Origin of the sequence: uncultured Serinicoccus sp., assembly GCF_947500995.1 — a bacterium.
Lineage (GTDB): Bacteria > Actinomycetota > Actinomycetes > Actinomycetales > Dermatophilaceae > Ornithinicoccus.
Genome location: NZ_CANMUA010000007.1, coordinates 154,696 through 176,826 on the forward strand (window position 1 = coordinate 154,696; position 22,131 = coordinate 176,826).

The 22,131-nt window shown below is 74.4% G+C and carries 22 protein-coding genes and 1 tRNA gene; 9 read left to right on the top strand and 14 right to left on the bottom strand.

Going from position 1 to position 22,131, the window contains the following annotated elements; all coding sequences use genetic code 11:
- Positions 1-22 precede the first annotated feature (22 nt).
- Complete coding sequence (locus tag Q0967_RS12170) at positions 23-1,324, top strand: class I SAM-dependent methyltransferase (RefSeq protein WP_298750592.1); 1,302 nt, start codon at positions 23-25, stop codon at positions 1,322-1,324.
- Here the strand turns inward: Q0967_RS12170 and Q0967_RS12175 are convergent.
- From Q0967_RS12175 to tsaB, 5 genes are all read right to left on the bottom strand, one after another.
- A complete protein-coding gene (locus Q0967_RS12175; RefSeq protein WP_298750594.1) occupies positions 1,307-2,020 on the bottom strand; it encodes a TrkA family potassium uptake protein in 714 nt (237 codons plus the stop codon). The two genes, Q0967_RS12170 and Q0967_RS12175, sit on opposite strands and share 18 nt — an antisense overlap.
- On the bottom strand, positions 2,013-3,341 hold the full coding sequence (locus Q0967_RS12180; protein ID WP_298750596.1) for a TrkH family potassium uptake protein: 1,329 nt from the start codon (positions 3,339-3,341) through the stop codon (positions 2,013-2,015). The genes Q0967_RS12175 and Q0967_RS12180 overlap by 8 nt, the downstream gene beginning before the upstream one ends.
- Before the next feature lie 78 nt (positions 3,342-3,419).
- Positions 3,420-4,463 (bottom strand): tRNA (adenosine(37)-N6)-threonylcarbamoyltransferase complex transferase subunit TsaD, encoded by a 1,044-nt coding sequence (gene tsaD, locus Q0967_RS12185; RefSeq protein ID WP_298750598.1) that lies wholly within the window; start codon positions 4,461-4,463, stop codon positions 3,420-3,422.
- Complete coding sequence (rimI, locus tag Q0967_RS12190; RefSeq protein WP_298750600.1) at positions 4,460-4,936, bottom strand: ribosomal protein S18-alanine N-acetyltransferase; 477 nt, start codon at positions 4,934-4,936, stop codon at positions 4,460-4,462. Before rimI ends, tsaD begins: the two co-directional genes overlap by 4 nt.
- Positions 4,933-5,625, bottom strand: coding sequence for a tRNA (adenosine(37)-N6)-threonylcarbamoyltransferase complex dimerization subunit type 1 TsaB (gene tsaB / locus Q0967_RS12195; protein WP_298750603.1), 693 nt, complete (start codon positions 5,623-5,625; stop codon positions 4,933-4,935). Before tsaB ends, rimI begins: the two co-directional genes overlap by 4 nt.
- 62 nt (positions 5,626-5,687) lie before the next feature.
- Between tsaB and sodN the strand changes: the two genes are divergently transcribed.
- Positions 5,688-6,089: a superoxide dismutase, Ni gene (gene sodN, locus Q0967_RS12200; RefSeq protein WP_058889836.1), complete on the top strand. Its 402-nt coding sequence runs from the start codon at positions 5,688-5,690 to the stop codon at positions 6,087-6,089.
- Between the two features lie 63 nt (positions 6,090-6,152).
- Here sodN and Q0967_RS12205 read toward each other — a convergent pair whose 3' ends face one another.
- From Q0967_RS12205 to Q0967_RS12225, 5 genes are all read right to left on the bottom strand, one after another.
- On the bottom strand, positions 6,153-7,379 hold the full coding sequence (locus Q0967_RS12205; RefSeq protein ID WP_298750608.1) for an HD-GYP domain-containing protein: 1,227 nt from the start codon (positions 7,377-7,379) through the stop codon (positions 6,153-6,155).
- On the bottom strand, positions 7,376-8,764 hold the full coding sequence (locus Q0967_RS12210; protein ID WP_298750610.1) for an HD-GYP domain-containing protein: 1,389 nt from the start codon (positions 8,762-8,764) through the stop codon (positions 7,376-7,378). Before Q0967_RS12210 ends, Q0967_RS12205 begins: the two co-directional genes overlap by 4 nt.
- Before the next feature lie 56 nt (positions 8,765-8,820).
- Entirely contained in the window at positions 8,821-8,997 is a 177-nt protein-coding gene (locus Q0967_RS12215) for a hypothetical protein (protein WP_299450295.1), read from the bottom strand.
- Between the two features lie 284 nt (positions 8,998-9,281).
- Positions 9,282-9,569 carry a mycothiol system anti-sigma-R factor gene (gene rsrA, locus Q0967_RS12220; RefSeq protein WP_298750614.1) on the bottom strand — a complete coding sequence of 96 codons (288 nt, stop codon included), beginning with the start codon at positions 9,567-9,569 and terminating at the stop codon, positions 9,282-9,284.
- Positions 9,569-10,222, bottom strand: a complete 654-nt coding sequence (locus Q0967_RS12225; protein ID WP_298750868.1) for a sigma-70 family RNA polymerase sigma factor — start codon at positions 10,220-10,222, stop codon at positions 9,569-9,571. Before Q0967_RS12225 ends, rsrA begins: the two co-directional genes overlap by 1 nt.
- Before the next feature lie 187 nt (positions 10,223-10,409).
- Here Q0967_RS12225 and Q0967_RS12230 point away from each other — a divergent pair, with 187 nt between their 5' ends.
- The 4 genes from Q0967_RS12230 to Q0967_RS12245 are packed head-to-tail and all read left to right on the top strand — an operon-like array spanning position 10,410 to position 15,198.
- A complete protein-coding gene (locus Q0967_RS12230) occupies positions 10,410-11,654 on the top strand; it encodes a pyridoxal phosphate-dependent aminotransferase (protein WP_298750617.1) in 1,245 nt (414 codons plus the stop codon).
- 16 nt (positions 11,655-11,670) lie between these two features.
- The gene (locus Q0967_RS12235; protein ID WP_298750619.1) at positions 11,671-12,531 is read left to right on the top strand and encodes an SOS response-associated peptidase; all 861 of its coding nucleotides are present in this window, start codon (positions 11,671-11,673) and stop codon (positions 12,529-12,531) included.
- Positions 12,532-12,547: 16 nt separating this feature from the next.
- Complete coding sequence (locus Q0967_RS12240) at positions 12,548-13,762, top strand: glycosyltransferase (protein WP_298750621.1); 1,215 nt, start codon at positions 12,548-12,550, stop codon at positions 13,760-13,762.
- Positions 13,759-15,198 carry a glycosyltransferase family 39 protein gene (locus Q0967_RS12245; RefSeq protein ID WP_298750624.1) on the top strand — a complete coding sequence of 480 codons (1,440 nt, stop codon included), beginning with the start codon at positions 13,759-13,761 and terminating at the stop codon, positions 15,196-15,198. The genes Q0967_RS12240 and Q0967_RS12245 overlap by 4 nt, the downstream gene beginning before the upstream one ends.
- A gap of 9 nt (positions 15,199-15,207) precedes the next feature.
- Here Q0967_RS12245 and Q0967_RS12250 read toward each other — a convergent pair whose 3' ends face one another.
- On the bottom strand, positions 15,208-15,834 hold the full coding sequence (locus Q0967_RS12250; protein ID WP_298750626.1) for a DUF998 domain-containing protein: 627 nt from the start codon (positions 15,832-15,834) through the stop codon (positions 15,208-15,210).
- A gap of 206 nt (positions 15,835-16,040) precedes the next feature.
- Between Q0967_RS12250 and aroA the strand changes: the two genes are divergently transcribed.
- The 3 genes from aroA to Q0967_RS12265 are packed head-to-tail and all read left to right on the top strand — an operon-like array spanning position 16,041 to position 19,245.
- The gene (aroA, locus tag Q0967_RS12255; RefSeq protein ID WP_298750628.1) at positions 16,041-17,360 is read left to right on the top strand and encodes a 3-phosphoshikimate 1-carboxyvinyltransferase; all 1,320 of its coding nucleotides are present in this window, start codon (positions 16,041-16,043) and stop codon (positions 17,358-17,360) included.
- A gap of 7 nt (positions 17,361-17,367) precedes the next feature.
- Complete coding sequence (gene rsgA / locus Q0967_RS12260) at positions 17,368-18,396, top strand: ribosome small subunit-dependent GTPase A (RefSeq protein WP_298750630.1); 1,029 nt, start codon at positions 17,368-17,370, stop codon at positions 18,394-18,396.
- A gap of 27 nt (positions 18,397-18,423) precedes the next feature.
- Complete coding sequence (locus Q0967_RS12265) at positions 18,424-19,245, top strand: inositol monophosphatase family protein (RefSeq protein ID WP_298750632.1); 822 nt, start codon at positions 18,424-18,426, stop codon at positions 19,243-19,245.
- Here Q0967_RS12265 and Q0967_RS12270 read toward each other — a convergent pair.
- The 3 genes from Q0967_RS12270 to Q0967_RS12280 all read right to left on the bottom strand — a co-directional run bounded on the left by Q0967_RS12270 (position 19,208) and on the right by Q0967_RS12280 (position 22,113).
- Entirely contained in the window at positions 19,208-20,614 is a 1,407-nt protein-coding gene (locus Q0967_RS12270; protein WP_298750633.1) for a pitrilysin family protein, read from the bottom strand. The genes Q0967_RS12265 and Q0967_RS12270 overlap by 38 nt on opposite strands.
- Positions 20,611-21,891, bottom strand: coding sequence for a pitrilysin family protein (locus Q0967_RS12275; RefSeq protein WP_298750636.1), 1,281 nt, complete (start codon positions 21,889-21,891; stop codon positions 20,611-20,613). The genes Q0967_RS12270 and Q0967_RS12275 overlap by 4 nt, the downstream gene beginning before the upstream one ends.
- A 148-nt stretch (positions 21,892-22,039) precedes the next feature.
- Positions 22,040-22,113, bottom strand: a tRNA-Met gene (locus tag Q0967_RS12280).
- Positions 22,114-22,131: the final 18 nt, after the last annotated feature.

Here is a 22,131-nt window from a genome sequence, read left to right on the forward strand (position 1 = left end):
TCTACTGCCGCAGAATGGGGCGATGACCGCCGATCCCGCCGCCGACCTCCTGCGACGGCTCGCCGAGGGTCCCGGGGCCCGACTGCTCGACACCCTGCCGCCCTACGACGAGCGGCACGCGCTGGCGCTCCAGGCCCGGCTGCGCGCCGACGGGCACGACCCGGAGCTGGTCTCCGCCGCCCTGACCCAGTCCCGGCTGCGGACGCGCGGCCGGGACCGGCTCGGCCCGGGCGTGGACGACCTGCTGCTCACGCCGGACGGGCTGGAGCAGGCCACCCGCCCGGGGGTGGCCACCCGGCGGGCCGGGCGGCTGGCGCGGACCGGGGTCCGGCACGTGCTCGACCTCGGGTGCGGGCTCGGGCTCGACGCCATCGCCTTCGCCCGGGAGGGGCTGGAGGTGACGGCCGTCGAGCGGGACCCGGTGGTGGCCGCCGCCGCCCGCGCCAACCTCGCCCCGTGGCCCGGCGCCCGGGTGCTGACCGGCGACGCCCTCGCCCACCCGGTCGGGGCCGGCGACGGGGCGTTCCTCGACCCCGCCCGTCGCGTGCCCGGGGTGGCAGACGCCCGGGGCCGCACCCGGAGGGTGCGCGGGCTGGAGGGCCTGTCCCCCTCGTTCGAGCAGGTCCAGGACGTGGCGCGCCGGGCCCGCGCGACCGTCGCCAAGCTGGGCCCCTCCTTCGACCCCCGCGACGTGCCGGCCGGCGCCGACGCCGAGTGGGTGTCCCTGGACGGCGACCTGCTCGAGTGCGCCCTGTGGTGGGGGGCCGGTCCGCCCCGGCGCCGTGCGGTGGTCGGGCGCACCATCCGTCCAGGCACCGCGACCGGCTGCGGCGGGTCCGAGGTGGCGGCGGTCTGGGAGGAGGTCGTCGAGGCCACGGACGCGCCGACGCCCCTGGAGGACCCCGCCGGGCTGCTGGGCCACCTGGCCGAGGTCGACGACGCGGTGCGCGCGGCCGGCCTGACCGCCTCCCTGGCCGCCGCGGTCGACGGGCGGGAGACCGCCGCCGGGACCGGTTACGTCACCGCCGCGGCGCCCGTCGACCACCCGGCCCTGCGCTGGTTCGTCGTCCGGGAGGTCCTCCCCCTGCGGCCCACGGTGGTGCGGGCCTGGCTGCGGGAGCACCACGACCCGGCCGGGCCCGTGACCCTCAAGAAGAGCGGGGTCCGGCTCGACCCCGAGGGCTTCCGCAGGGACCTGCGTCTGCCGAGGAGGACGCGGGGCGGGGACGAGGTCGTCCTCGTGCTGACGACCGTCGCCGGCTCCGCCCGCGCCCTCGTCGTGGAGCGGCTCGGGCCCCCGTCCCCGTCAGCGGTCGAGCACTGACCGACGCTGCGGGGTCCGTGGGAGGGCGATGAAGCGCTCGACGTCGGCGATGCGCCCCGAGACCACCAGCTCGTCCCCCTCCTCGACCACGGTCTCGGGGACGGCGTACGTGAACTCCTCCCCCGGACGCTTGAGCCCGACCACGGTGATCGTGTGCCGGGTGCGGACCCCGGAGTCGGCCAGGGACCGCCCCCACGTCTCGGCCGGTGCGGTGCAGCGGGCGATGGCGAACTCGTCGTCGAACTCCAGGTAGTCCGCCACCCCGTCGGTCACCATGTGGGCGACCCGCTGACCCATGACGTACTCCGGGTAGATGACGTGGTGCGCCCCGATGCTGGCCAGGATCTTGCCGTGCTTGCGGGTGATCGCCTTGGCGTAGATGCGCTCCACCCCCGCCTCGTGCAGCGTGATGACCGACAGGACGCTGGCCTCGATGTCGGACCCGATCGCGACGACCGCACGGCTCACCGAGCCGACGCCGAGCTGGCGCATGGCCTCCCCGTCGGTGGCGTCGGCCACGACGGTGTGCGTCAGCTCGTCGGCGTACTTCTGCACCCGTCGCTCGTCGGTGTCGATCGCCAGCACCTCGACGCCCTGACGGACCAGCGACTCGCAGACCGCGGTGCCGAACCGGCCCAGGCCCACGACGAGGACGGTGTAGGCGCCGCTGTCGGCGGGGCGCCTTCTCTTAGCCAACAATGGGTCTCTCCTCCGGGAGTCGGTAGTGGCGGTGTCGGGTGTTGAGGGCCAGGGCGGCGGCCACCGTGATGGGGCCGAGGCGGCCGAGGAACATCAGGGCCATGAGCACGAGCTGTGCGGCCGGAGGGAGGCTGGCCGTGATCCCCGTGGACAGACCGACGGTCGCGAAGGCCGAGATGACCTCGAAGCCCAGGTCCAGCGGCGGCAGGTCCGTGAGGATCATCAGGGTGATGGTGCTCCCGATGACGAGCCCCACGGCCAGCAGCACGACGGAGAGCGCCTGCCGGACCACCGGCATCCCCACCCGGCGCCGACCGATGACCACGTCGGGCTCTCCCCGGACCTCCGACCAGATGACCGCGGCGAGGAGCAGGAAGGTGGTGACCTTGATGCCCCCGGCGGTCCCCGCGCTGCCCCCGCCGACGAACATCAGGGCCATGGTGATGGCCTCCGTCTCGTCGGCGATCGAGGCGTAGTCGACCGAGTTGAAGCCGGCCGTGCGGGGGAACAGCCCGCCCCCGAGCGCGCCGACCAGCTGGCCGCGCGGGCCCAGCTGGGCCAGGGTGCCGCCCGGCTGGGCCTCGAACGCCCAGAACGCCGCCACCCCGAGGACCATGAGCCCCGCCGAGCCCCAGACGGTGAGCCGGGTGTGGATGGTCCACGTCCCCGGCCGTCGACCGCGCAGGAGCTCGCGCAGGACGGGGAAGCCCAGGCCACCCAGGACCAGCGCCACGCAGATCGGTCCGATGATCCAGAGGTCTCCCACGAAGCCCACCAGGCTGTCCTGGTAGAGCGCGAAACCGGCGTTGTTGAACGCGGACACGGCGTGGAACAGGCCGTGCCAGAGGGCGGTCGGCCAGGCGTAGCCGTAACCGAGGTGGAAGCGCAGCGCCAGCGCCGCCCACGTCACCGCCTCGATGAGCAGCATCAGCTGCAGCATGCGGCGCAGGATGCCGCGGACGTCCCCCAGGGAGCGGCTGCGGGTGTCCGCCTGGGCGGCCAGCGAGGTGCTCAGCCGCAGCTTGCCGCGGACGACGAGCGCGATGAGGGTGGCGAGGGTCATCACCCCGAAGCCCCCGATCTGGATGAGCACGAGCAGCACCGCCTGGCCGAACGGCGACCAGTAGCTCGCGGTGTCCACGGTGATGAGGCCGGTGACGCAGGTGGCCGACACGGTGGTGAAGGCCGCGACCATGAGGTCGGCACCCGCGCCCGGACCGCGGGACACGGGGAGCATGAGCAGCGTCGTCCCCGCGAGCACCACCAGGACGAAACCGAGGGTCACCGAGCGGGCCGGGTGGGCCCAGAAGACGTGCACGAGGGTCCATGGTGCGCCTCGACCCCGCGCCGGGCAAGTCGCCCGGCCACCGGCGCGTCGCGCCAGGGCCCCGTCGGCTCAGGCCCGGACCTGCTCGACCGGCTGGGAGGAGTCGGCCGGCAGGTCGAGCCGGGACTCCGGGCGGCCCTTCATCACCATCTGCGCGCCGAGGGCCGCGACCATGGCCCCGTTGTCGGTGCACAACCCGGGCCGCGGGACCCGCAGCCGGATGCCGGCGTCGTCGCACCGCTCCTGGGCCAGCGCGCGCAGGCGGCTGTTGGCGGCCACGCCACCCCCGATGAGGAGGTCCTCGACCCCGTGCTCGGCGCACGCCAGCACGGCCTTGCGGGTGAGGACGTCCACGACGGCCTCCTGGAAGCTGGCCGCGACGTCCGCGACCGGCACCGGCTGACCCGTCGCCTCGCGGGCCTGCACCCACCGGGCGACGGCGGTCTTGAGACCGGAGAAGGAGTAGTCGAAGCGGTGCCGCTGCAGGTCCCGGCCGGAGGTGAGGCCGCGCGGGAAGTCGATGGCGACCTGGTCGCCCTCCCGGGCCACCCGGTCGATGTGCGGGCCCCCCGGGAAGGGCAGCCCCAGGACGCGGGCCACCTTGTCGAAGGCCTCCCCCGCCGCGTCGTCGATGGTGGCCCCGAGGGAGCGGATGTCGTCGGTGACGTCCGGCACGAGGAGGAGGTTGGAGTGACCCCCGCTGACGAGCAGTCCCATGGTCGGCTCGGGGAGCGGGCCGTGCTCGACCACGTCGACCGCGACGTGCGCGGCCAGGTGGTTGACCCCGTAGAGCGGCACGCCGAGAGCGAGCGCCAGCGCCTTGGCGGAGGCCACCCCGACCAGCAGGGCGCCGGCCAGACCGGGCCCGGCCGTGACCGACACGGCGTCGACGTCGGTGAGCCGCACCCCGGCCTCGCGGCAGGCGCGCTCGACGGTGGGGACCATGGCCTCCAGGTGGGCGCGGCTGGCCACCTCGGGGACCACGCCGCCGAACCGCGCGTGCTCCTCCACGCTGCTCGCGATGGCGTCGAACAGCAGCGTGCGGCCGCGGACGAGGCCCACGCCCGTCTCGTCGCAGCTCGTCTCGATGCCCAGGACGAGGGGTCCGCTCATGGGTGCAGCTCCTTCCTCAGGACGAGGGCGTCCTCGCCGGACCGGTAGTACCGCTCCCGGGTCCGCACCAGCCCGTAGCCGTGGGCCGCGTAGAGGCGGCGCGCGACCTCGTTGCCGCTCCTGACCTCGAGCAGGACGCTCGTGGCCCCGGCACCCCGGGCCAGGTCGTGCAGGCGCCCCAGCAGCGACGATCCCAGTCCACCTCCGCGTGACCCGGGATGGACCGCCAGGGTCATGACGTCGGCGACGTCACCGGCCACGTCCAGGCCGGCATACCCCTCGATCCCCTCGTGGCCCTGCTGGCCCTCGCGCGCGGCGACGACGTAGGCGCGCCGGGGCCGGGACGCCAGCTCGGCCCACAGGCCCGCCTCGTCCCAGGGCTCGTCCGGGAAGGCCGCGCGCTCCACCGCCAGCATCCCGGGGATGTCGCGCCACGTGGCGGGCCGCAGCAGCGCCGGGGCGACCCCGCTCATCGCGCCCTCGTCTCCACCGCGTCCGGGCGGCGCAGGTAGAGCGGCTCGGGCGGCAGCAGACCGGTCGCTGCGTCCGGGTGCGTCCCGTCGCGCAGGCGGACGGCGAGGTCGGCCAGGACCCCCGGCGAGACGTCCAGGGGGGCGCCGTCGAGCTGCCCGGTCAGGGCCTGCGGGTAGAGCAGCCCGCCGCGCCCCACGGCAGGGAGCAGCCGGACCTCCTCGGACAGCCCCGAGGCCGGACCGACCCCCGGCCCTTCCACCCGGCGGGCCCCGGCCGGGGTCATCTCGTAACGGGCCCAGTAGACCTCGCGCCGACGCGCGTCGGTCGCCACGAGCAGCTCAGGAGCGGCGAGGCCAGGCGCGCCAGCAGCCTCCAGGTGCGCCGCGTGGGCGAGGGCGTCCAGCGAGCACACTCCCTGAGGTGCCGGGAGTCCTCGTCCCAGGGCCAGGACGAGGGCGGTGACGACGCCGACCCGCAGACCGGTGAACGGGCCGGGCCCCACGCCGCAGACGATCGCGGTGACCTCGCTCATCCGCAGACCCGCCTCGTCGAGGGCGTCGCTCACCGCGGGGACGAGCAGCTCCCCGTGGCGGCGGACGTCGTGCCGGACCACCTCGGCGCGGACCACCTCGCCGTCGTGCAGGGCGGCGCCGACGGACCCGGTGGCGGTGTCGATCGCGAGCAGCACCCGCTCAGGCTAACGTGGTGGGTGTTGGAGTCCCCCTCCCGACCTACTGCAAAGGATGGCCGATGTTCACCAGGTTCTTCGCCCCCACCATCGAGGTCAGCGCCCACTGCGACCTGCCGTGCGGCGTCTACGACCCCGCCCAGGCGCGGATCGAGGCCGAGTCCGTCAAGAAGATCTGCGAGAAGGTCGCGGACAACGACGACGCGGACTTCCGCATGCGCGCCATGATCATCAAGGAGCAGCGCTCCGAGCTCGTCAAGCACCACCTCTGGGTGCTGTGGACGGACTACTTCAAGCCGCCGCACTTCGAGCAGTTCCCCGAGCTGCACGTCCTCGTCAACGAGGCCACCAAGCTCGCGGGCGCCTCGGGCACCAAGGGCAGCTTCGACGTGGCCACCGCGGATGAGCTGCTCGGCAAGATCGAGCGCATCGCGGAGATCTACGCCGAGACCAAGAAGGGCTGACCTGCCGCACCGACGAGGGCCGACCCGCCGCCACGGCGGGTCGGCCCTCGTCGTGGGTGTGCGTCAGCGACTCAACGACTCCGCCTGCCCGGTGGACAACGACCCACGGCGCTCCAGCTGGTGGACGAGGACGCGGACGACCTCCGGGTCGTACTCGTGCGGGGTGCTGCGCAGGAGCCGCTCGAGGGCCTCGACGGGGGCGCTGCTGCCGGCCAGCCGCGTGCCCCGGCCGGTGAGGTCGTCGTAGGCCGACGCCACCCGGACGATGCGGGAGGCGAGCGCCACGTCGCCGCGCTCGACGGCGCGGTGGTGGGCGAGCCCGACGTCCGCGACGACGGACGCCAACCGGGACAGCTCGGCGGTACGTCCGAGGATCGAGGAGCCGGTCGAGGCGATCTGCCGCTGGTCGCGGGCCGAGAGCTCCACCGTGGCGCCGCCGGGGACCGGCCGGCTGAGCCCCACCTGACCGATGTCGTGGAGCAGCGCGGCCGCCTCCACGTCGCGCAGGTCGGCAGCCTCCACCCCCATGTCGCGGGCGATGGGGACAGCCAGCTCGGCCACCCGGGCGGCATGGCCCGTCATCGCCAGCCCGGCCTCCTCCGGCAGGCGTGCGAGCGCGAAGATGGTCTGCCGCTGGGCCCGCCGGATGTGCCGCTGGCGGTTGACCGCGGGCTGCAGCACCAGGAGCGGGACCAGGAACAGCACCAGGCTCAGCGGGCCGAGCTCGGTCAGCGCCAGGGCCATGACGACCGCCGTGGAAGCCCCGGCGAGCGAGACGGGGCCCTGCCGCTCGAACTCCCCGCTCAGGGTGGCCCACGCCATGCTCCGGCTGCGCACCGAGGCGCGGACCCCGCGCCAGACCAACGGGGCGGCGGCGGCGAGGACGGCGACCAGCAGCAGCAGGATGGCGATGAGCAGGGGTGCGTCCTGGGAGCGCCAGACGCTCTCGAGGAGGGTGTCCCCGCCCGGCCCGGGGATACGCACGAGCACCCCGGCCACGATCACGGAGGTCCCGAGCCGCATGAGCTCGCGCTGCGTGGAGCGCAGACGTCGACGCCACCCGGCGACGAGGAGCACGGCGCCCGTCGCCAGCAGCAGGGGACCCAGCATCCCGAGCAGGTGCCCGGCCTCGCCGGAGGCGATCGGCCAGGCCGTCGCCATGGCCAGGGCCATCGCCGTCGCCTGCGAGAGAGGGGCCTCGCGCGCCGGTCCGGAGGACGTCTGCCGCCACATCTCGCTGAGGACCATGACCGTCACGCCCACCAGGGCGGTCCCCCAGGTGAGGATCACAGCGCCTCACCCGAGCCCGGGAAGAGCAGGTCGGACGACTCGGGCTGCCAGTCCGCGAAGGCGTCGCTGATGCTGGGATGGTCGTGGTCGGGCAGGAGCTTGTCGGTGCTGCCGGCCGTCGGCCGCCGTCCCCCCAGCCACGGGCTGCCCGGGCGGGCCAGCACCCCGTCCAGCGCCTCGACGACCTGCGGGTCGAGGTGGCTGCCGACGCGCCGACGCAGCTCCTGGAGCGCCTCGGGGGCGGCGCACCCGCCGTCCTCCGGCGCGCCCGTCAGGGCGTCGAAGGCGTCGGCCACGGCGATGATCCGCGCCGCCAGCGGGATCTCCTCGGCGCGCAGGCCGGCCGGGTAGCCGCGGCCGTCCCAGCGCTCGTGGTGGTGGGCGATGCCGGGCAGCGAGTCCTCCAGGAAGTCGAGGCCCTCGAGGACGTTGACCCCCGCCAGGGGGTGGGCGCTGAGGGCGCTGAGGTAGGCGATCTCGTCCTGCGGGTCGGTCGGCAGGTCGGCACGGACCACCATGATGCCGATGTCGTGCAGCAGCGCGGCGTAGCGCAGGTCCTCGGCCTCGGGGGCCCCGACGCCGAGCTGCTCGGCGAGAGCCTCCGCCAGGTCCGCCACCCGGGCGCTGTGGCCGACGGACGACGGGTCCGCCTCCTCCAGCGCGGCGACGAAGGTGGTGACGGTCTCCTGGTGCTCGCGACGGGCCAGCGCGTCCCGGCCGATGGCCCAGTGCGCGATGAGCAGCGGGCCCAGCACGAAGAGCGCCGACCCCGGACCCAGTCCGACCGGCCCCCAGAGCACGACGAAGAGGAAGCCGGTGGCGGCGTGCGAGAGGTACCCCCAGCCCAGGCTGCGCAGGACGGACTCCGCCACGGGCAGCACCCGGGTCCCCCTGCTCACCGCCGAGACCAGGCCGATGCACAGGACGTTGACCCCGATCATCGCCACGTAGGCGAGGAGCAGCGGCGCCCCCACCCGCAGCAGCAGCGCCCCCGGTCCGGCCGGGATGTCGTCGACCAGCACCCCCCCGGTCGCCAGGTAGACGAGGGATCCGGCCGCGCCCATGGTCGCCGTCATCCCGCAGTTGAAGAAGCGTGTGCGCCAGTTCCGGCTGCGGAAGTCGGTGAGGTACGGCAGACCCGCAGCCACGGTCGTCCCCACGGGGCCGGCGATGGGGATCGCCGCGGCCAGGACGACCGTCGAGACGGACACGCTCCAGTGGCTCATCCCCCGTTCGTGGATCTGGACCCCCAGGGTGACCAGCGCCATGAGCAGGAGCGTCACCCCCATGCCGGCACCCAGGTCGGGCGCCCGGAGCAGCCCCCCGAGGCCGGCCAGCGCTGCTGCGAGGACGATGAGAGAGCCCGCCAGCAGCGCCACGGGCATGAACGAGGGGCGCGGATCGTAACGATCCGCGCCCCTCGTCGAGTGAGTGGGTCGGCTCAGCCGTTCCACTGCACGACGTCGATGAAGCTGAACAGGGCGCTGAAGGCGCCCGAGGTGACGAAGTCGGTGATGAGCTGCAACATGATGGTGTCCTTCCGTAGAGACGCTCCCGACGGGTAGGAGCGATGGCCGGTGAGACCTCCGGCCTGTCTCCAATATGCCACACGCGTCACAGACCAGTCCTGCCGAGAACGACCGCGACGGACAAAATTGAACAAACCTTTACCATACCCGTGACGAGAGTCACACGAGGCTGGTCACGAGGCGGCTGTGGGACACTGGGTGCCGTCACCGATCGTTGGGAGGACCCACATGAGCAAGCGAGCCCGCAAGCGTCGCGACCGCAAGAAGAAGGCGGCCAACCACGGCCGCAAGCCGAACGCCTGAGCGCCGGCAACCGCACGAGGGCCGCCCCAACCGGGGCGGCCCTCGTCGCGTCCAGGTCCGGGAGCCCGGGTTACGTGTCGGTGCGACGGACGACGGTGACCTGGGTGCTGGTGATCCGGGTGAGGATCTGGCTGCGCAGCTCCGGGGGTGCGCTCTGGCGCGCGCACGCCCGCCGGACCAGTGCCTTGAGCAGCAGGTCACGGTCGTACTCCGCCAGACAGGACCCGCAGTCGTCCAGGTGGGCCTGGATCCGTGCGCGGTCCACCGGTCCGGTCTCGTTGTCCACGAACTCGACGAGCCTCAGCAGCACGCCGGCGCAGTCGACGGCGTCCTCCTCACCCTGGGGGCGCTCTGCCATCACGACCCCTCCTCTGCACGCGTGATGCCGCGCTCGGCGGCGTAGTCGGTCAACAGCTCGCGCAGCTGCTTGCGGCCCCGGTGCAACCGGGACATCACGGTCCCGATGGGGGTGTCCATGATGTCGGCGATCTCCTTGTAGGAGAAGCCCTCGACGTCGGCCAGGTAGACCGCCATCCGGAAGTCCTCGCCGATGCTGGCCAGCGCCCTCGTGACGTCGCTGTCGGGCAGGTGGTCCAGCGCCTCCGCCTCCGCCGAGCGCAGACCCGAGGACGTGTGCGAGGCAGCCCGTGCCAGCTGGTAGTCCTCGACCTCGGCCGCGTCCGACTGCAGCGGCTGGCGCTGCTTCTTGCGGTAGGTGTTGATGTAGGAGTTGGTGAGGATGCGGTACATCCAGGCGCGCAGGTTCGTCCCGGGCCGGTACTGGTGGAAGGCCGCGAAGGCCTTGGCGTAGGTCTCCTGCACCAGGTCCTCGGCGTCGGTCGGGTTCCGGGTGGTCCGCAGGGCCGCGCTGTACATCTGGTCGAGCAACGGCATGGCCTCACGCTCGAAGCGCGCGGAACGTTCCTGTGGGCTCTCGGTCGCGACGTCGACGGTCGCGTCTGCCGCGGCCTGGGCGTCGATCTCCTCGACGGCCGGCTGTTCGGTACTCATCGCCGTCCAGCCTAGCCCGTGCGGGCTCGCCAGGGCGAAGTCACCGGCCGCCTCACCGGGAGCGGTGGTGGTCCTCAGCACTCTCGTCTCCTCCGCAGTGTCGTGGCAACTGGGGGGTCAACGTGGGGATCGGGCGCGCGCATTCCCGGCCGCCGGACCGGCGCGGGGAGGATGGGACGATGTGCGGGTGAACCCGAGCACCCGCCCCGACCGACTCCGCCCGCTGACCCAGCCGGCGAAGCTGCAGAACGTCCTCTACGAGATCCGCGGACCGGTGGCGGCGCGGGCCGCGGCCCTGGAGGCCGAGGGGCACCGCATCCTCAAGCTCAACATCGGCAACCCGGCTCCGTTCGGCTTCGAGGCGCCCGACATCATCCTGCAGGACATGATCGCGGCCCTGCCCGGGGCGCAGGGGTACTCGGAGTCCAAGGGCATCCTGCCCGCCCGTCGAGCCGTCGTCTCCCGCTACCAGGACGAGCCCGACTTCCCCCCGCTCGACGTCGACCACGTCTACCTCGGCAACGGCGTCTCCGAGCTCATCATGATGACGCTCAACGCCCTCCTCGACCCCGGGGACGAGGTGCTGGTCCCGGCGCCGGACTACCCCCTGTGGACCGCCGCGACCAGCCTGGCAGGCGGCACCCCGCGCCACTACCTGTGCGACGAGGCGGACGGCTGGAACCCTCAGGTGGAGGACATCCGGGCCAAGATCACGCCGCGCACCAAGGCCCTGGTGGTCATCAACCCGAACAACCCCACGGGGGCGGTCTACTCGCGTGAGGTGCTCGAGCAGGTCGCCGAGCTGGCGCGGGAGCACTCCCTCCTGCTGCTCGCCGACGAGATCTACGACCGCATCGTCTACGACGACGCCCGGCACGTGTCGATCGCCTCGCTCGCGCCCGACCTGCTGTGCCTCACCTTCAACGGGCTGTCCAAGACCTACCGGGTCGCCGGCTACCGGGCCGGGTGGGTCGCCATCACCGGGCCCACCGCGCACGCGCGGGGCTTCCTCGAGGGCATCGAGCTGCTCGCCTCCACCCGGTTGTGCCCCAACGTGCCCGCCCAGCACGCGATCCAGGTGGCCGTGTCCGGTCACCAGAGCATCGAGGAGCTGATCGCGCCGGGGGGGCGCCTCGCCGAGCAGCGCGACATCGCGACCGGCATGCTGAACGCCATGGAGGGGGTGAGCTGCGTCGAGCCCAGAGGCGCCCTCTACGTCTTCCCGCGCCTCGACCCGGAGGTGCACGAGATCCACGACGACGTGCAGCTGTGCCTCGACCTCCTGGAACGCGAGAAGATCCTCGTGGTGCACGGCACGGGTTTCAACTGGCCCACCCCCGACCACCTGCGCGTCGTGACCCTCCCCTGGGGGTCGGACCTGAGGGCGGCCCTGGAGCGGATGGGCAACTTCCTGTCCGCCTACCGCCAGTGAGAGCACGGAGCTGCTGATGTGCGGACGGTATGCCGCGAGCGCCCACCCGGACGAGCTCGTCGAGGCCTACGACGTCGAGCTCGACGCCACCGGGGAGCGGTCGCTCAGCCTGCTGAAGAACCCCCAGACGCCGGCCCCGGGTGAGCCGGACTACAACGTGGCCCCCAGCAAGCAGGCCCCCGTGGTGCTGACGCGGGCGCCCCGGGCCGCGACGGACCGCACGTCCTCCGCGGACGCCGCCCCCGCACCGGTCCGCCAGCTGCGGATGCTCACGTGGGGGCTCGTGCCGTCCTGGGCCAAGGACCCCTCGGTCGGGGCGCGCATGATCAACGCGCGTCAGGAGACCCTGCTCGAGAAGCCGGCCTACGCCCGCGCCGCGCTGGCCCGGCGCGCCCTGGTGCCGATCAGCGGGTGGTACGAGTGGCAGGCCAGCCCGGTCGCGACCGACACCAGGGGCCGGCCCCGCAAACAGCCCTTCTACGTCACCCGCGCCGACGACCGGCCGCTGGCGCTGGCCGGCCTCTACGAGTTCTGGCGCAACCCGCAGGCCGGCCCCGACGGTGAGGACGCCTGGCTCGTGACCTACGCCGTCCTCACCACCGCCGCGGAGCCGGGTCTGGACCGGATCCACGAGCGCCAGCCCCTCGCCCTCGAGCCGGAGCAGTGGGCCGACTGGCTGGACCCCGACCTCACCGACGCCGACGACGTCCGGTCCATGGTCGCGGCCGCCCACGTCCCGGGGCGCTTCACGGCCTGGCCCGTGAGCCGTGCCGTCGGCAACGCCGGCAGCAACGGCGCGGGCCTCGTGGAGCCCCTCCCCCGCACCGAGCTGGTCGGGGTGGTCGACCCCGCCAGCGGAGAGGTGATCGGCGGGTGACCCCACGATGAGGGTGGTGGTGGCCGCCATCGGCAGCAGAGGTGACGTCCTGCCCTTCACCCACCTGGCCCGGCGCTTCGCGACGGCGGGCCACGAGGTCACCCTCGTCACGCACGGGACCCTCGTCGACGGGGCCCACCCCGGCCTGCGGGTGGTGGAGGTGTCCAGCGACCCCGAGGAGCTGCTGGCCGGACCCGCGGCCCGGGCCGTGCGCCGCGGGAGCCCACGACAGCTGAGCCGCACCCGGCAGCTCTTCGCGGACTTCATCGACTCCGCGCACCAGCCGGCGCTGGAGGCCCTGGACGGCGCGGACGTGCTCGTGGCGTCGACCTTCGCCATCGCCGCGGTCCACGAGGCCCTGGACCGGTCCGTGCCGGTGGTGCGGGCCCACATGTGGCCGGAGTACGCCGACCTCCGGGGCCCCATGCCCCTGCTCCCCTACTCGTGGCTGCTGCCCGGGCCGCTGCGGCGCCTGGCCCGGCACGGGCTCCGCCGCATCGAGCGCTACCTCGGCGGCGTGGACGGGGGGTGGCGTCGTGGTCGGCTCCACCTGGTGGCCCGTCACCCGGTCAGCCTGACCACCTCCACGCACGGCTCCCTCTTCGCCTTCGGTCGCGAGCTCGTCCCCGACAGCCCGGCGCACGGCGTGGTGACCGGCTGGTGGACGGCGCCGGAGCGCTCACGGCCGGTCTCGGCACCGGTGGCGAGGGCCGTGGACGACGGCCACGAGTGGATCTACGTCGGCTTCGGGTCGATGCACCAGCGCGACCCGGACGCCCTGCTGGACCGTCTGGAGGAGGTCTGCGCCCGGCTCGGGGTCCACGCGCTCGTCCAGGTGGCGGGAGCGGACACCAGCGACCACCCGCACCTGCTGGCCGTCACCGACGAGCCGCACGACGACCTGTTCGGACGGGTGCGGGCCGTCGTGCACCACGGCGGAGCGGGCACGACGGGCGCGGCCGTCCGGGCGGGCACCCCGTCGGTCGTCGTGCCGCACCTCGCCGACCAGTTCTACTGGGGTCGGCGGCTGCACCTCCTGGGGGTGGCCCCCCGACCGGTCCCCCGGACGACGGCGTCCACCGGGAGGCTGACGCGGGCGCTGGGTGAGGCCATGTCGCCGGTCCTGCACCACCGTGCCGCCGACCTCGCCCGTCGGGTCGAGGGCCAGGACGGGTGCGGGGTGGCCGTGCGGCAGGTCGAGGAGTGGCTGGCCCACGCGGAGCGCCGGTGAGGTCGAGGGCCGCGGCCCGCGTCGGCCCCAGCCCGCTCCGGGTGGCGGCGCCACCCATGCTGGCGGTGGCCGTGGTGCTGCTCGCGGTCGCCCCCCGCTACGGACCGCACTGGGACGAGCTGTACTTCGGGATGCTGCCACCCCGGTGGTGGTACGAGGACCAGCCCCCGCTGACCGTCTGGGTCACGTGGGCCCTGGGCAGGGTCAGCGACGACCTGTGGGTGCAGCGTCTGCCCGCGGTCGCGGCCGCCGTGGCCGGGGCCTTCGTCGCGACCCTCTACCCCCGCACGCTGGGGGCCTCCCCACAGGTCCAGCGCCTGGCGGGCTGGGCGCACGCCTTCACCGTCTACCCGCTCATCATGGGCCACCTGTTCACCACTTCGACCGTCGACCTGCTGGCCTGGCAGGTCGTCGTCCTGTGCGTCCTGCGCGCCACCCTGGGCCACCCGCACGGGCTGCTCTGGGCCGGGACCGTCGCCGGGCTGGCGTGCTGGAACAAGCTGCTCGTCGTCGTCCTCGCGGCAGCCCTCCTCGTCGGTCTGCTGCTGACCCGCCGCAGCATCCTGCTCACCCGGGACGCGCTCCTGGGCTCCCTCGCCTTCGTGGCGCTCGGAGCCCCCCAGGTCCTGCTGCAGCTCCTCCACGGCGTACCGATGACCCAGGTCTCCAGCGGGCTCGTCGACCAGCAGGGGGATCTGGTCCGCCTCGCCCTGCTGCCCGCACTGGCGTTGTTCGTCGGACCCCCGCTGCTCCTCGTCTGGGGAGGCGCCCTGCTCGCGCCGTGGCGGGAGGACCGTCCGGGCCGCTTCCTGCTGCCGACCTTTCTCGTCGTGCTCCTCTGGACCCTCGCCAACCCCTCCCAGCCCTACTACCCGGTGGGGGTCCTGCTGCCGGCCCTGGCCGTGGGATGGGTGACGTCGGGGGTGGCGCGGCGGTGGAGCCCGCGCAGGAGCTCCCTGGTGGTCGCCGCCAACGGGCTCGTCGCCTGCCTGGTCTGCCTGCCGCTCCTCCCGCCGACCGAGCCCTGGCTCTCCGCGCTGTCGCGGGTCAACCCCACCATCCGGGACCAGGTGGGGTGGCCGGGGTATGCCGAGCAGATCACCTCCCTGCGCGGGGCCGGCGAGGACGTCGTGGTCGACACCTACGCCCTGGCGGGCGCAGTGCACCGCTACGGGACGGCGGAGGACCGCGCGGCCGTGCACTCCGGCCAGAACGCGCTGTGGGACCTCGGTCCGCCCGCGAGCGACCTGGTGCTGCTCGTCGGCCAGGACGCGGTGCGGCAGCGCGACGCCTTCGACACCTGCCGGTCGGCGGGGGCGCTGGAGACGGGCCCGGTCGTCCACCCCCAGCTCGTGCACGTGCCGGTGCTGCACTGCGAGAGGCCGGTCACGGACTGGCAGACCCTGTGGCCGCGCTTCCGCCGGCTGACCGGTTGACCGTCGGGCTCACCGGGATCTCGAGGCCAGGACCCGCACCGACTCCACGAGCAGGGCGAGGACCAGGCAGGAGACGATGATGATCTGCCCCGTGCCCTCCTGCACCAGGGGCGGGGGGATGCGGTTCTCCGCGCAGAAGAGCAGCGCCACGGTGGCCAGGGTGCCCCGGGTCACGCGGCCCCGCGCCAGCCAGGGCGTCTCGGGACGCACGGCCGAGAGCAGCAGCCCGCCGGCGGGGACCACCAGGGCCAGGATGACGCCCGCGAGGTGCACGGCCCCGGTGTCCCCGGCGGGGAAGACGGCGGCGACGACGAGACCGAGTCCCATGACCCCCACGCTGCCGGCGAGCCAGCGGCCCCACCGGGCCGTCAGGCAGAGCGCGGCGACGCTCAGCAGCACCCCGGTCAGCAGCAGCCCGACGTTGAACGCCGCCGAACCCGGCGAGCAGATCCACCGCCCGTCCCGGGGGCGGCACGCCCCGTCGCCCAGGTCGCTGATCATGTTCACCGACCAGACGAAGGTCGTCCCGGTGGTGTGGATCGCGGCCCCCACCGTGGCCGCGAACAGCAGCATGGCCGCCAGCACGCCCGCCGCACCGAGGACGGACCGACGGTTCGACACCGGGGAGCGAGTCATCTCGGGCAGTCCTTCGGCCTCGTAGGGCCAGGGTGTGCGTCGGACAGGTCCGCCGGTCGGGACGGAGCCGGCCTGCTCGACCTGGACGAGGAGGAGCGGGACGGCGCCCACCGACCGACGCGGGAACGGTAGCACCGCAGGTCCGGCTCGACGGCGGAGGCGCTAGGTTGGGCCGGGACCGAGACCACGACGAGGAGCCCGCTGCGATGACCGATGCGACGACCTGGGCCGCGCCCTGCGCCGACGGCCCGATCGACGCCCGGGTGCGGGTGCCGGGCAGCAAGTCGCTCACGAACCGCTGGCTGGTCCTCGCGCTGCTGGCCGACGGTCCGTGCACCCTGCGCCACCCGCTGCGCTCCGACGACACCCTGCGCATGGTGGGGGCACTGCGCGCCCTCGGCGCCGAGGTGGACGACGACGACCCGCAGGCCTGGGTGGTCCGGCCGCCGGAGGGGGGACCTCGCGGCGGCGTGGACGTCGACTGCGGCCAGGCCGGCACGGTGATGCGGTTCGTGCCACCGCTCGCGGCCCTGGCCGACGGCCCGGTCCGGTTCGACGGGCACCCGAGCGCCCGCACGAGGCCCGTGGGCCCGGTGCTCCGGGCGCTCACCGACATCGGGGTGGAGGTCCGCGAGGGCGGGACGGGGACCATGCCCTTCGAGGTCCTCGGCCCGCTGCGCGACGACGGGGGCCGGACCCCGCACGTGCGCATCGACGCCTCCGCCAGCTCGCAGTTCGTCTCCGCCTTGCTGCTCGCGGGAGCGACATACCCGGCCGGTCTGCGCCTGGAGCACACCGGGACGGTGCTGCCGAGCCTCCCGCACATCGAGATGACGCTGGACGTCCTGGACGCCGTCGGTGTCCACGTCGACCGGCCGGACCCGACGAGCTGGCTGGTCCCTCCCGGCCGGATGCGGGCCTTCGACGTGGCCGTGGAACCCGACCTGTCCTCCGCGGCCCCCTTCCTCGCCCTCGCGGCAGCCACCGGCGGGCGGGTCCTGGTGCCGGGCTGGCCGCAGCGCACCACCCAGCCGGGCGACCGGATGCGCGAGGTCCTGGCGTCCGTGGGTGCGCGCACGGAGGCCACCCCGGAAGGGCTCCTCGCGACCGGCGCGCCGGGCGGGCGGCTGTCCGGCGTCGACCTCGACCTGGGCGAGGTCGGCGAGCTCACCCCGGTGGTCGCCGCGCTCTGCGCCCTGGCCGGCTCCCCCAGCCGCCTGCGCGGGGTGGCTCACCTACGGGGGCACGAGACCGACCGCCTCGCCGCCCTGGCTGCCGAGCTGGCACGCCTGGGTGCCCGCGCGCAGGAGCTCCCCGACGGCCTCGCCATCGAGCCCGGCGACCTGGTCGGCGCCCGGGTGCGCACCTACCACGACCACCGGATGGTGATGTTCGGCGCGGTGGTCGGGGCCGTGGTCCCCGGCGTGGTGCTGGAGGACCCGGCGGCCGCCGGCAAGACCTTCCCCGGCTTCGACCTGGCCTGGGAGCAGGCGCTGGCCACGACCGCCGACGTCGACGCGGGATGAGCCCGTCATGAGCGGGCGCTACGACCACCTCGACGAGTCGGACGTGCGCGTCCGCCCGTCGCGCAAGGGCTCGCGGCCCCGGACCAAGGACCGCCCGGCCCACGTCGACGCCGTCCTCGGTGTGGTCACCGCGGTCGACCGGGGACGCTACACCGTCCGGGTGGCGGACCGGACGGTGGTCGCGATGCGGGCCCGCGAGCTGGGCCGCAGCCGCATCGTGGTCGGTGACCGGGTGGGCATGGTGGGCGACACCTCCGGGCGACCCGACACGCTCTCCCGCATCGTCCGGGTCGAGGAGCGCCGCACGGTGCTGCGCCGCAGCGCGGACGACTCCGACACCGTGGAGCGCGTCATCGTCGCCAACGCCGACCAGCTGGTCGTCGTGACCGCCCTCGCCGACCCCGAGCCCCGCGAACGCATGGTGGACCGGTGCCTGGTCGCCGCCTACGACGCCGGTCTCGACCCGCTGCTGGTCCTCACCAAGGCCGACCTGGCCTCACCGGCCGCCTTCCTGCGGCACTACGCGGCGCTCGACGTGCCCTCCGTGGTGACGGGCACGGTGCCCGGCGAGGGGGGCGGCGCGGTCGACCCGGCGGCCCTCGACCGGGTGCGCGCGGCCCTGCTCGGCCGCACCAGCGTGCTCGTCGGCCACTCCGGGGTCGGCAAGTCGACCCTGGTCAACGCCCTCGTCCCGGACGCGGCCCGCTCGACGGGTGAGGTCAACGCGGTGACCGGACGGGGGCGGCACACCTCCACCTCTGCCGTGGCCCTGGAGCTGGCGGGAGGCGGGTGGGTGGTCGACACCCCGGGCGTACGCTCCTTCGGCCTGGGGCACGTCGACCCGGCGAGCTTCGTGGAGCACTTCGACGATCTCGCCGCGGGGACCTCGGGCTGCCCGCGCGGATGCAGCCACGACGAGCCGGACTGCGCCCTGGACACCTGGGTCGAGGAGGGGCACGCGGGGCCGGCCGGGGCGGCGCGGCTGGAGTCGCTGCGCCGGCTGCTGCGCAGCCGCACCGGTGAGGACCACGGCTGAAGGCTGACCAGCGGTTACGGTGAACGGGTGCCTGGCTTCGACGACGACCTGAGACTCGCCCACGTCCTCGCGGACGCGGTGGAGCGCACCGCCCTCGAGCTCTCCGGGGCCCTGCAGGAGGAGGCCGAGGTGGACGCGGAGGGCGCGCTCACCACGCCGGCCGCCCGCCGCCTGGAGGAGCTGCTGCGCCACCAGCTGCACCGCACCCGTCCCCGCGACCGGGTCGAGGGGCGCACCCTCGACCCGACCGGGCACGGGGCGCGACGGTGGGTGGTCGACGCCATCGACGGCACGGCCAACTACGTCCGGGGCGTGCCGGTCTGGGCGACGCTCATCGGTCTCGTCGTCGAGGACGAGCCGGTGCTCGGGCTCGTCGCCGCGCCGCTGCTCGCCCGGCGCTGGTGGGCCGGCGTCGGTTCGGGGGCCTGGACCGGCCGCACGCTCTCCCGGGCGCGACGCATCGAGGTGTCGAGGACCGAGGTGCTGTCCCATGCCTCGCTGTCGACCGACGACGTGGCCGGATGGCTGCACGGGGATCATGGCGCCGGGTTCGCCACCCTCACCGACCGGGTATGGCGTACCCGCGCCTACGGCGAGTTCTGGAGCCACGCCCTGGTGGCCGAGGGCGCGGTGGACCTCTCGGTGGCCGCCTGGGCCGACGGCTACCAGCTCGCGGCGCTGGCACCGCTGCTGCGCGAGGCGGGGGGCACCGTCACCGACCTGGCCGGCGCCCCGGCCGCGTCCCCGCTGAGCTCGACGGCGCAGGCCCACCCGGTGGTGGCCACCAACGGGAGGATGCACGAGGAGGTGCTCATGATGCTGGGCCAGGGGGGCGGAGCCGAGGGCTGACCTGCGGCGGTCCGGCCGTCCGGACGCGGCCGACGCCGGCCTGCGCGACGGGCGCGATGGCATCGGGGTCGCCGACGACGACCACGGTCCAGCCCGGTCCGGACCGGACCTCGTCCCAGGCCTGCGCCGCCCGGCCCCTGGGGAGGTCGTGCACCTGCTGCAACGTCCTGGTCACCGTCTCGGGGCCGAGTCCGTCGCCGACCAGCGAGACGAGCTCGTCGGCGACGCTGTCCGCGGTGAGGTAGCGAGCGGGCGCGGTCATCGCGACGAAGTCCGCCGCCTCGCGGACCTCGTGCTCCTCCAGGGACTCCCCCGGGGTGTCGAGGATGCGCAGGGTCTCCTCCAGGGCGGGCCGCGTCGCATCGGCACGGACCGCCCCTCCGACCACGCACCGTCCTCCGACCTGCCGCGGCCGGAAGCCGAGGCGCATGCCGTAGGTCCAGCCGCGCTGCTCGCGGAGCACGCGGTCCAGGCGGGCGTGCGGAGCGCCGCCGAACAGCATCGAGAGGGCCTGGTAGGTGCCCCACCCGTGCGGGGTACGCCGGTCCGGGCCGGGCCGCGCGAGCAGCAGCTCGGTCTGCCCGGCGCCCGGCCGGGGCACGAGCACCACCTGGTCGGCGTCCGGCGCCCGCTCCGCCCGGCGCGGCCCGCCGGGAGCGTCCGGCCCGGAGGGCTCCCACGACCCCAGGGTGCTGGACAGCAGCCGGACCGGGTCCTGGACCGTCGAGAGGTCCCCGGCCAGCACCACCACCCCACCGCGCGGCCCCAGCATCCCGTGACGGGCGCGGAGGACGTCCGGGGTGAGGGCGTCCACGGACCAGGAGCTCCCCCCGACCGGCACCCGGGCCCGGTCCCCGGACGCGTAGTAGGCCTGACGCAGCTCGTGGTGCGCCCGCCCCGTCGGGTCGGCCAGCTCGTGGGCGATGTCGGTCAGACGGTGCCGCACCTGCCGCGCCACCTCCGCCTCGGGGAAGGTGGGCTCGTCGAGACACTCGACGAGCAGGTCCAGGGCGGTGCCGAGGTGCCGTCCGGTCACCTCGACACCGAGGTGCAGGCCGTGCTCCCCGGCCCCCGCGCCCAGCGCGATGCCGTGGAGCTCGGCGAGCTCGGCGAGCTCGGTGGCCGAGCGCGAGCCTGTCCCCTCGTCGAGGCAGCGGGCCATCATGAGGGTCGAGCCCTCGAGTCCTGGTGGCTCCCCGCTGATCGGCGCGGGGAGGGCGACGCGCAGGGACAGGACGTGCTGGCCGGGCAGGTCGACGACCAGGGCGTCCAGCCCGTTCGGCAGTCGGGTCCGCACCGGCTCGGGGAAGCGCCAGAGCGCCGGTTCCCCCACCCCCGGACGACGGCGGACCCGGGCGGGGCGCGTCATACCTCCTCCTCCCAGCGGTAGACGAGGGTGGCCACGGCCTCGGGGACCAGGTACCGCGCGGCGGCGCCGCCCACCTGCTCCGGTGTCACGGCCAGCACCTCGTCGACGTAGCGGTCGACCTGGCCGGGGTCGTCGAAGAGGAGGGTCGCCCGGCTGAGCAGGTCGGCCCGCTCGTCGTGGCCGGCCAGGGCCTCCAGCCAGGACCGCTCCGTGTCCGCCGCCGAGGCCTCCATCTCCACGGGCCTCGGGCCACGGTCGGCGAAGTCCTGCAGGATGTCCGCGAGCTGCGCCTCGACCGCCCGGGGGTCCACGCCCTCGGTCACGTCCACGACGACGAGGCCGAGGGAGGTGCCGTCCCGCAGGCCCAGCGCGCTCGCCGACGCCCCGCTGAGGACGTCGGCTCCCCGGACCAGCCGCTCGTGGACCCGGGAGATGGACGAGGAGGCCAGCGCGTCGAGGGCCATGGCGCAGGGCAGGAAGTCCGGGTCGGTGACCCCGGGGAGGCGGGCCGCGAGGAAGATCCGCTCGGAGGGCAGCTCCGGCCCGCCCACCACCACCTCGCGCACCGGCGCGGCCAACGGCGGGAGCGGAGGGCTCGAGGGCGGCCGTGGCCTCGTGGCGTCCTCGAGGTGGCCGAAGTAGGTCTCGACGAGGTCGAACCCCTCCTCGGCCTCGACGTCGCCGACGAGGGAGAGCACGCTGGTGCGTGGACCGTAGTGCCCCGCGTAGAAGGCACGGACGTCGTCCAGGGTCGCGGCGCGCAGGTCGGCCATCGAGCCGATCGTCGGATGGTGGTACGGGTGGCCGGCAGGGAAGACGAGCTCGCCCAGCCGGGAGAGCGCGGTGCCGTAGGGCACGCTGTCGTAGCGCTGGCGCTTCTCCTCCACGACGACGTCGCGCTGGTTGTCCAGCGTCGCCTGGGTGAGCGCCGGCAGCAGGTGGCCCTGGCGGTCCGCCTCCATCCACAGGGCGAGCTCGAGCGCGTTGCGGGGAACGGAGGCGACGTAGGAGGTGCGGTCGAAGCTGGTCGTCGCGTTGACCCGTCCACCGCGGGCCATGAGCGCCGCCATGTGCTCTCCCTCGCCCACCATCTCGCTGCCCTGGAACATGAGGTGCTCGAAGAGGTGCGCCAGGCCGGTGCGCCCCGGCTCCTCGTGGCGCGACCCGACGTCCACCCACAGGTTGATGCTGACGCTCGGGACGGCGTGGTCCTCGCTGACGACGACCTGCAGGCCGTTGGCCAGGGTCCGACGGGCGACGGGGAGGTCCAGGGTCATAGGGGTGCCACCCTATGCGCCCCGCCGACGTGTCCCGGAGGACGTCCGCCGGCGGACGTGCCCTGCGCCGGTGCGTGCGGGGTCCCCGGCGCACGACGAAGGCCCGGACCAGATGGTCCGGGCCTTCGAGCGCGTGCGACGCGATGCGTAGCGGGGGCAGGATTTGAACCTGCGACCTCCGGGTTATGAGCCCGGCGAGCTACCGAACTGCTCCACCCCGCGTCGTGGTGAGCACCACTC

Bases quoted from the DNA above. Each gene is read 5' to 3' on its own strand.
- Q0967_RS12170 (WP_298750592.1), top strand. From the start codon at position 23: ATGACCGCCGATCCCGCCGCCGACCTCCTGCGACGGCTCGCCGAGGGT.
- tsaD (WP_298750598.1), bottom strand. From the start codon at position 4,463: ATGAGCGGACCCCTCGTCCTGGGCATCGAGACGAGCTGCGACGAGACG.
- rimI (WP_298750600.1), bottom strand. From the start codon at position 4,936: ATGAGCGGGGTCGCCCCGGCGCTGCTGCGGCCCGCCACGTGGCGCGAC.
- sodN (WP_058889836.1), top strand. From the start codon at position 5,688: ATGTTCACCAGGTTCTTCGCCCCCACCATCGAGGTCAGCGCCCACTGC.
- Q0967_RS12210 (WP_298750610.1), bottom strand. From the start codon at position 8,764: ATGCCCGTGGCGCTGCTGGCGGGCTCTCTCATCGTCCTCGCAGCAGCG.
- rsrA (WP_298750614.1), bottom strand. From the start codon at position 9,569: ATGGCAGAGCGCCCCCAGGGTGAGGAGGACGCCGTCGACTGCGCCGGC.
- Q0967_RS12225 (WP_298750868.1), bottom strand. From the start codon at position 10,222: ATGAGTACCGAACAGCCGGCCGTCGAGGAGATCGACGCCCAGGCCGCG.
- Q0967_RS12235 (WP_298750619.1), top strand. From the start codon at position 11,671: ATGTGCGGACGGTATGCCGCGAGCGCCCACCCGGACGAGCTCGTCGAG.
- Q0967_RS12250 (WP_298750626.1), bottom strand. From the start codon at position 15,834: ATGACTCGCTCCCCGGTGTCGAACCGTCGGTCCGTCCTCGGTGCGGCG.
- aroA (WP_298750628.1), top strand. From the start codon at position 16,041: ATGACCGATGCGACGACCTGGGCCGCGCCCTGCGCCGACGGCCCGATC.
- rsgA (WP_298750630.1), top strand. From the start codon at position 17,368: ATGAGCGGGCGCTACGACCACCTCGACGAGTCGGACGTGCGCGTCCGC.
- Q0967_RS12270 (WP_298750633.1), bottom strand. From the start codon at position 20,614: ATGACGCGCCCCGCCCGGGTCCGCCGTCGTCCGGGGGTGGGGGAACCG.
- Q0967_RS12275 (WP_298750636.1), bottom strand. From the start codon at position 21,891: ATGACCCTGGACCTCCCCGTCGCCCGTCGGACCCTGGCCAACGGCCTG.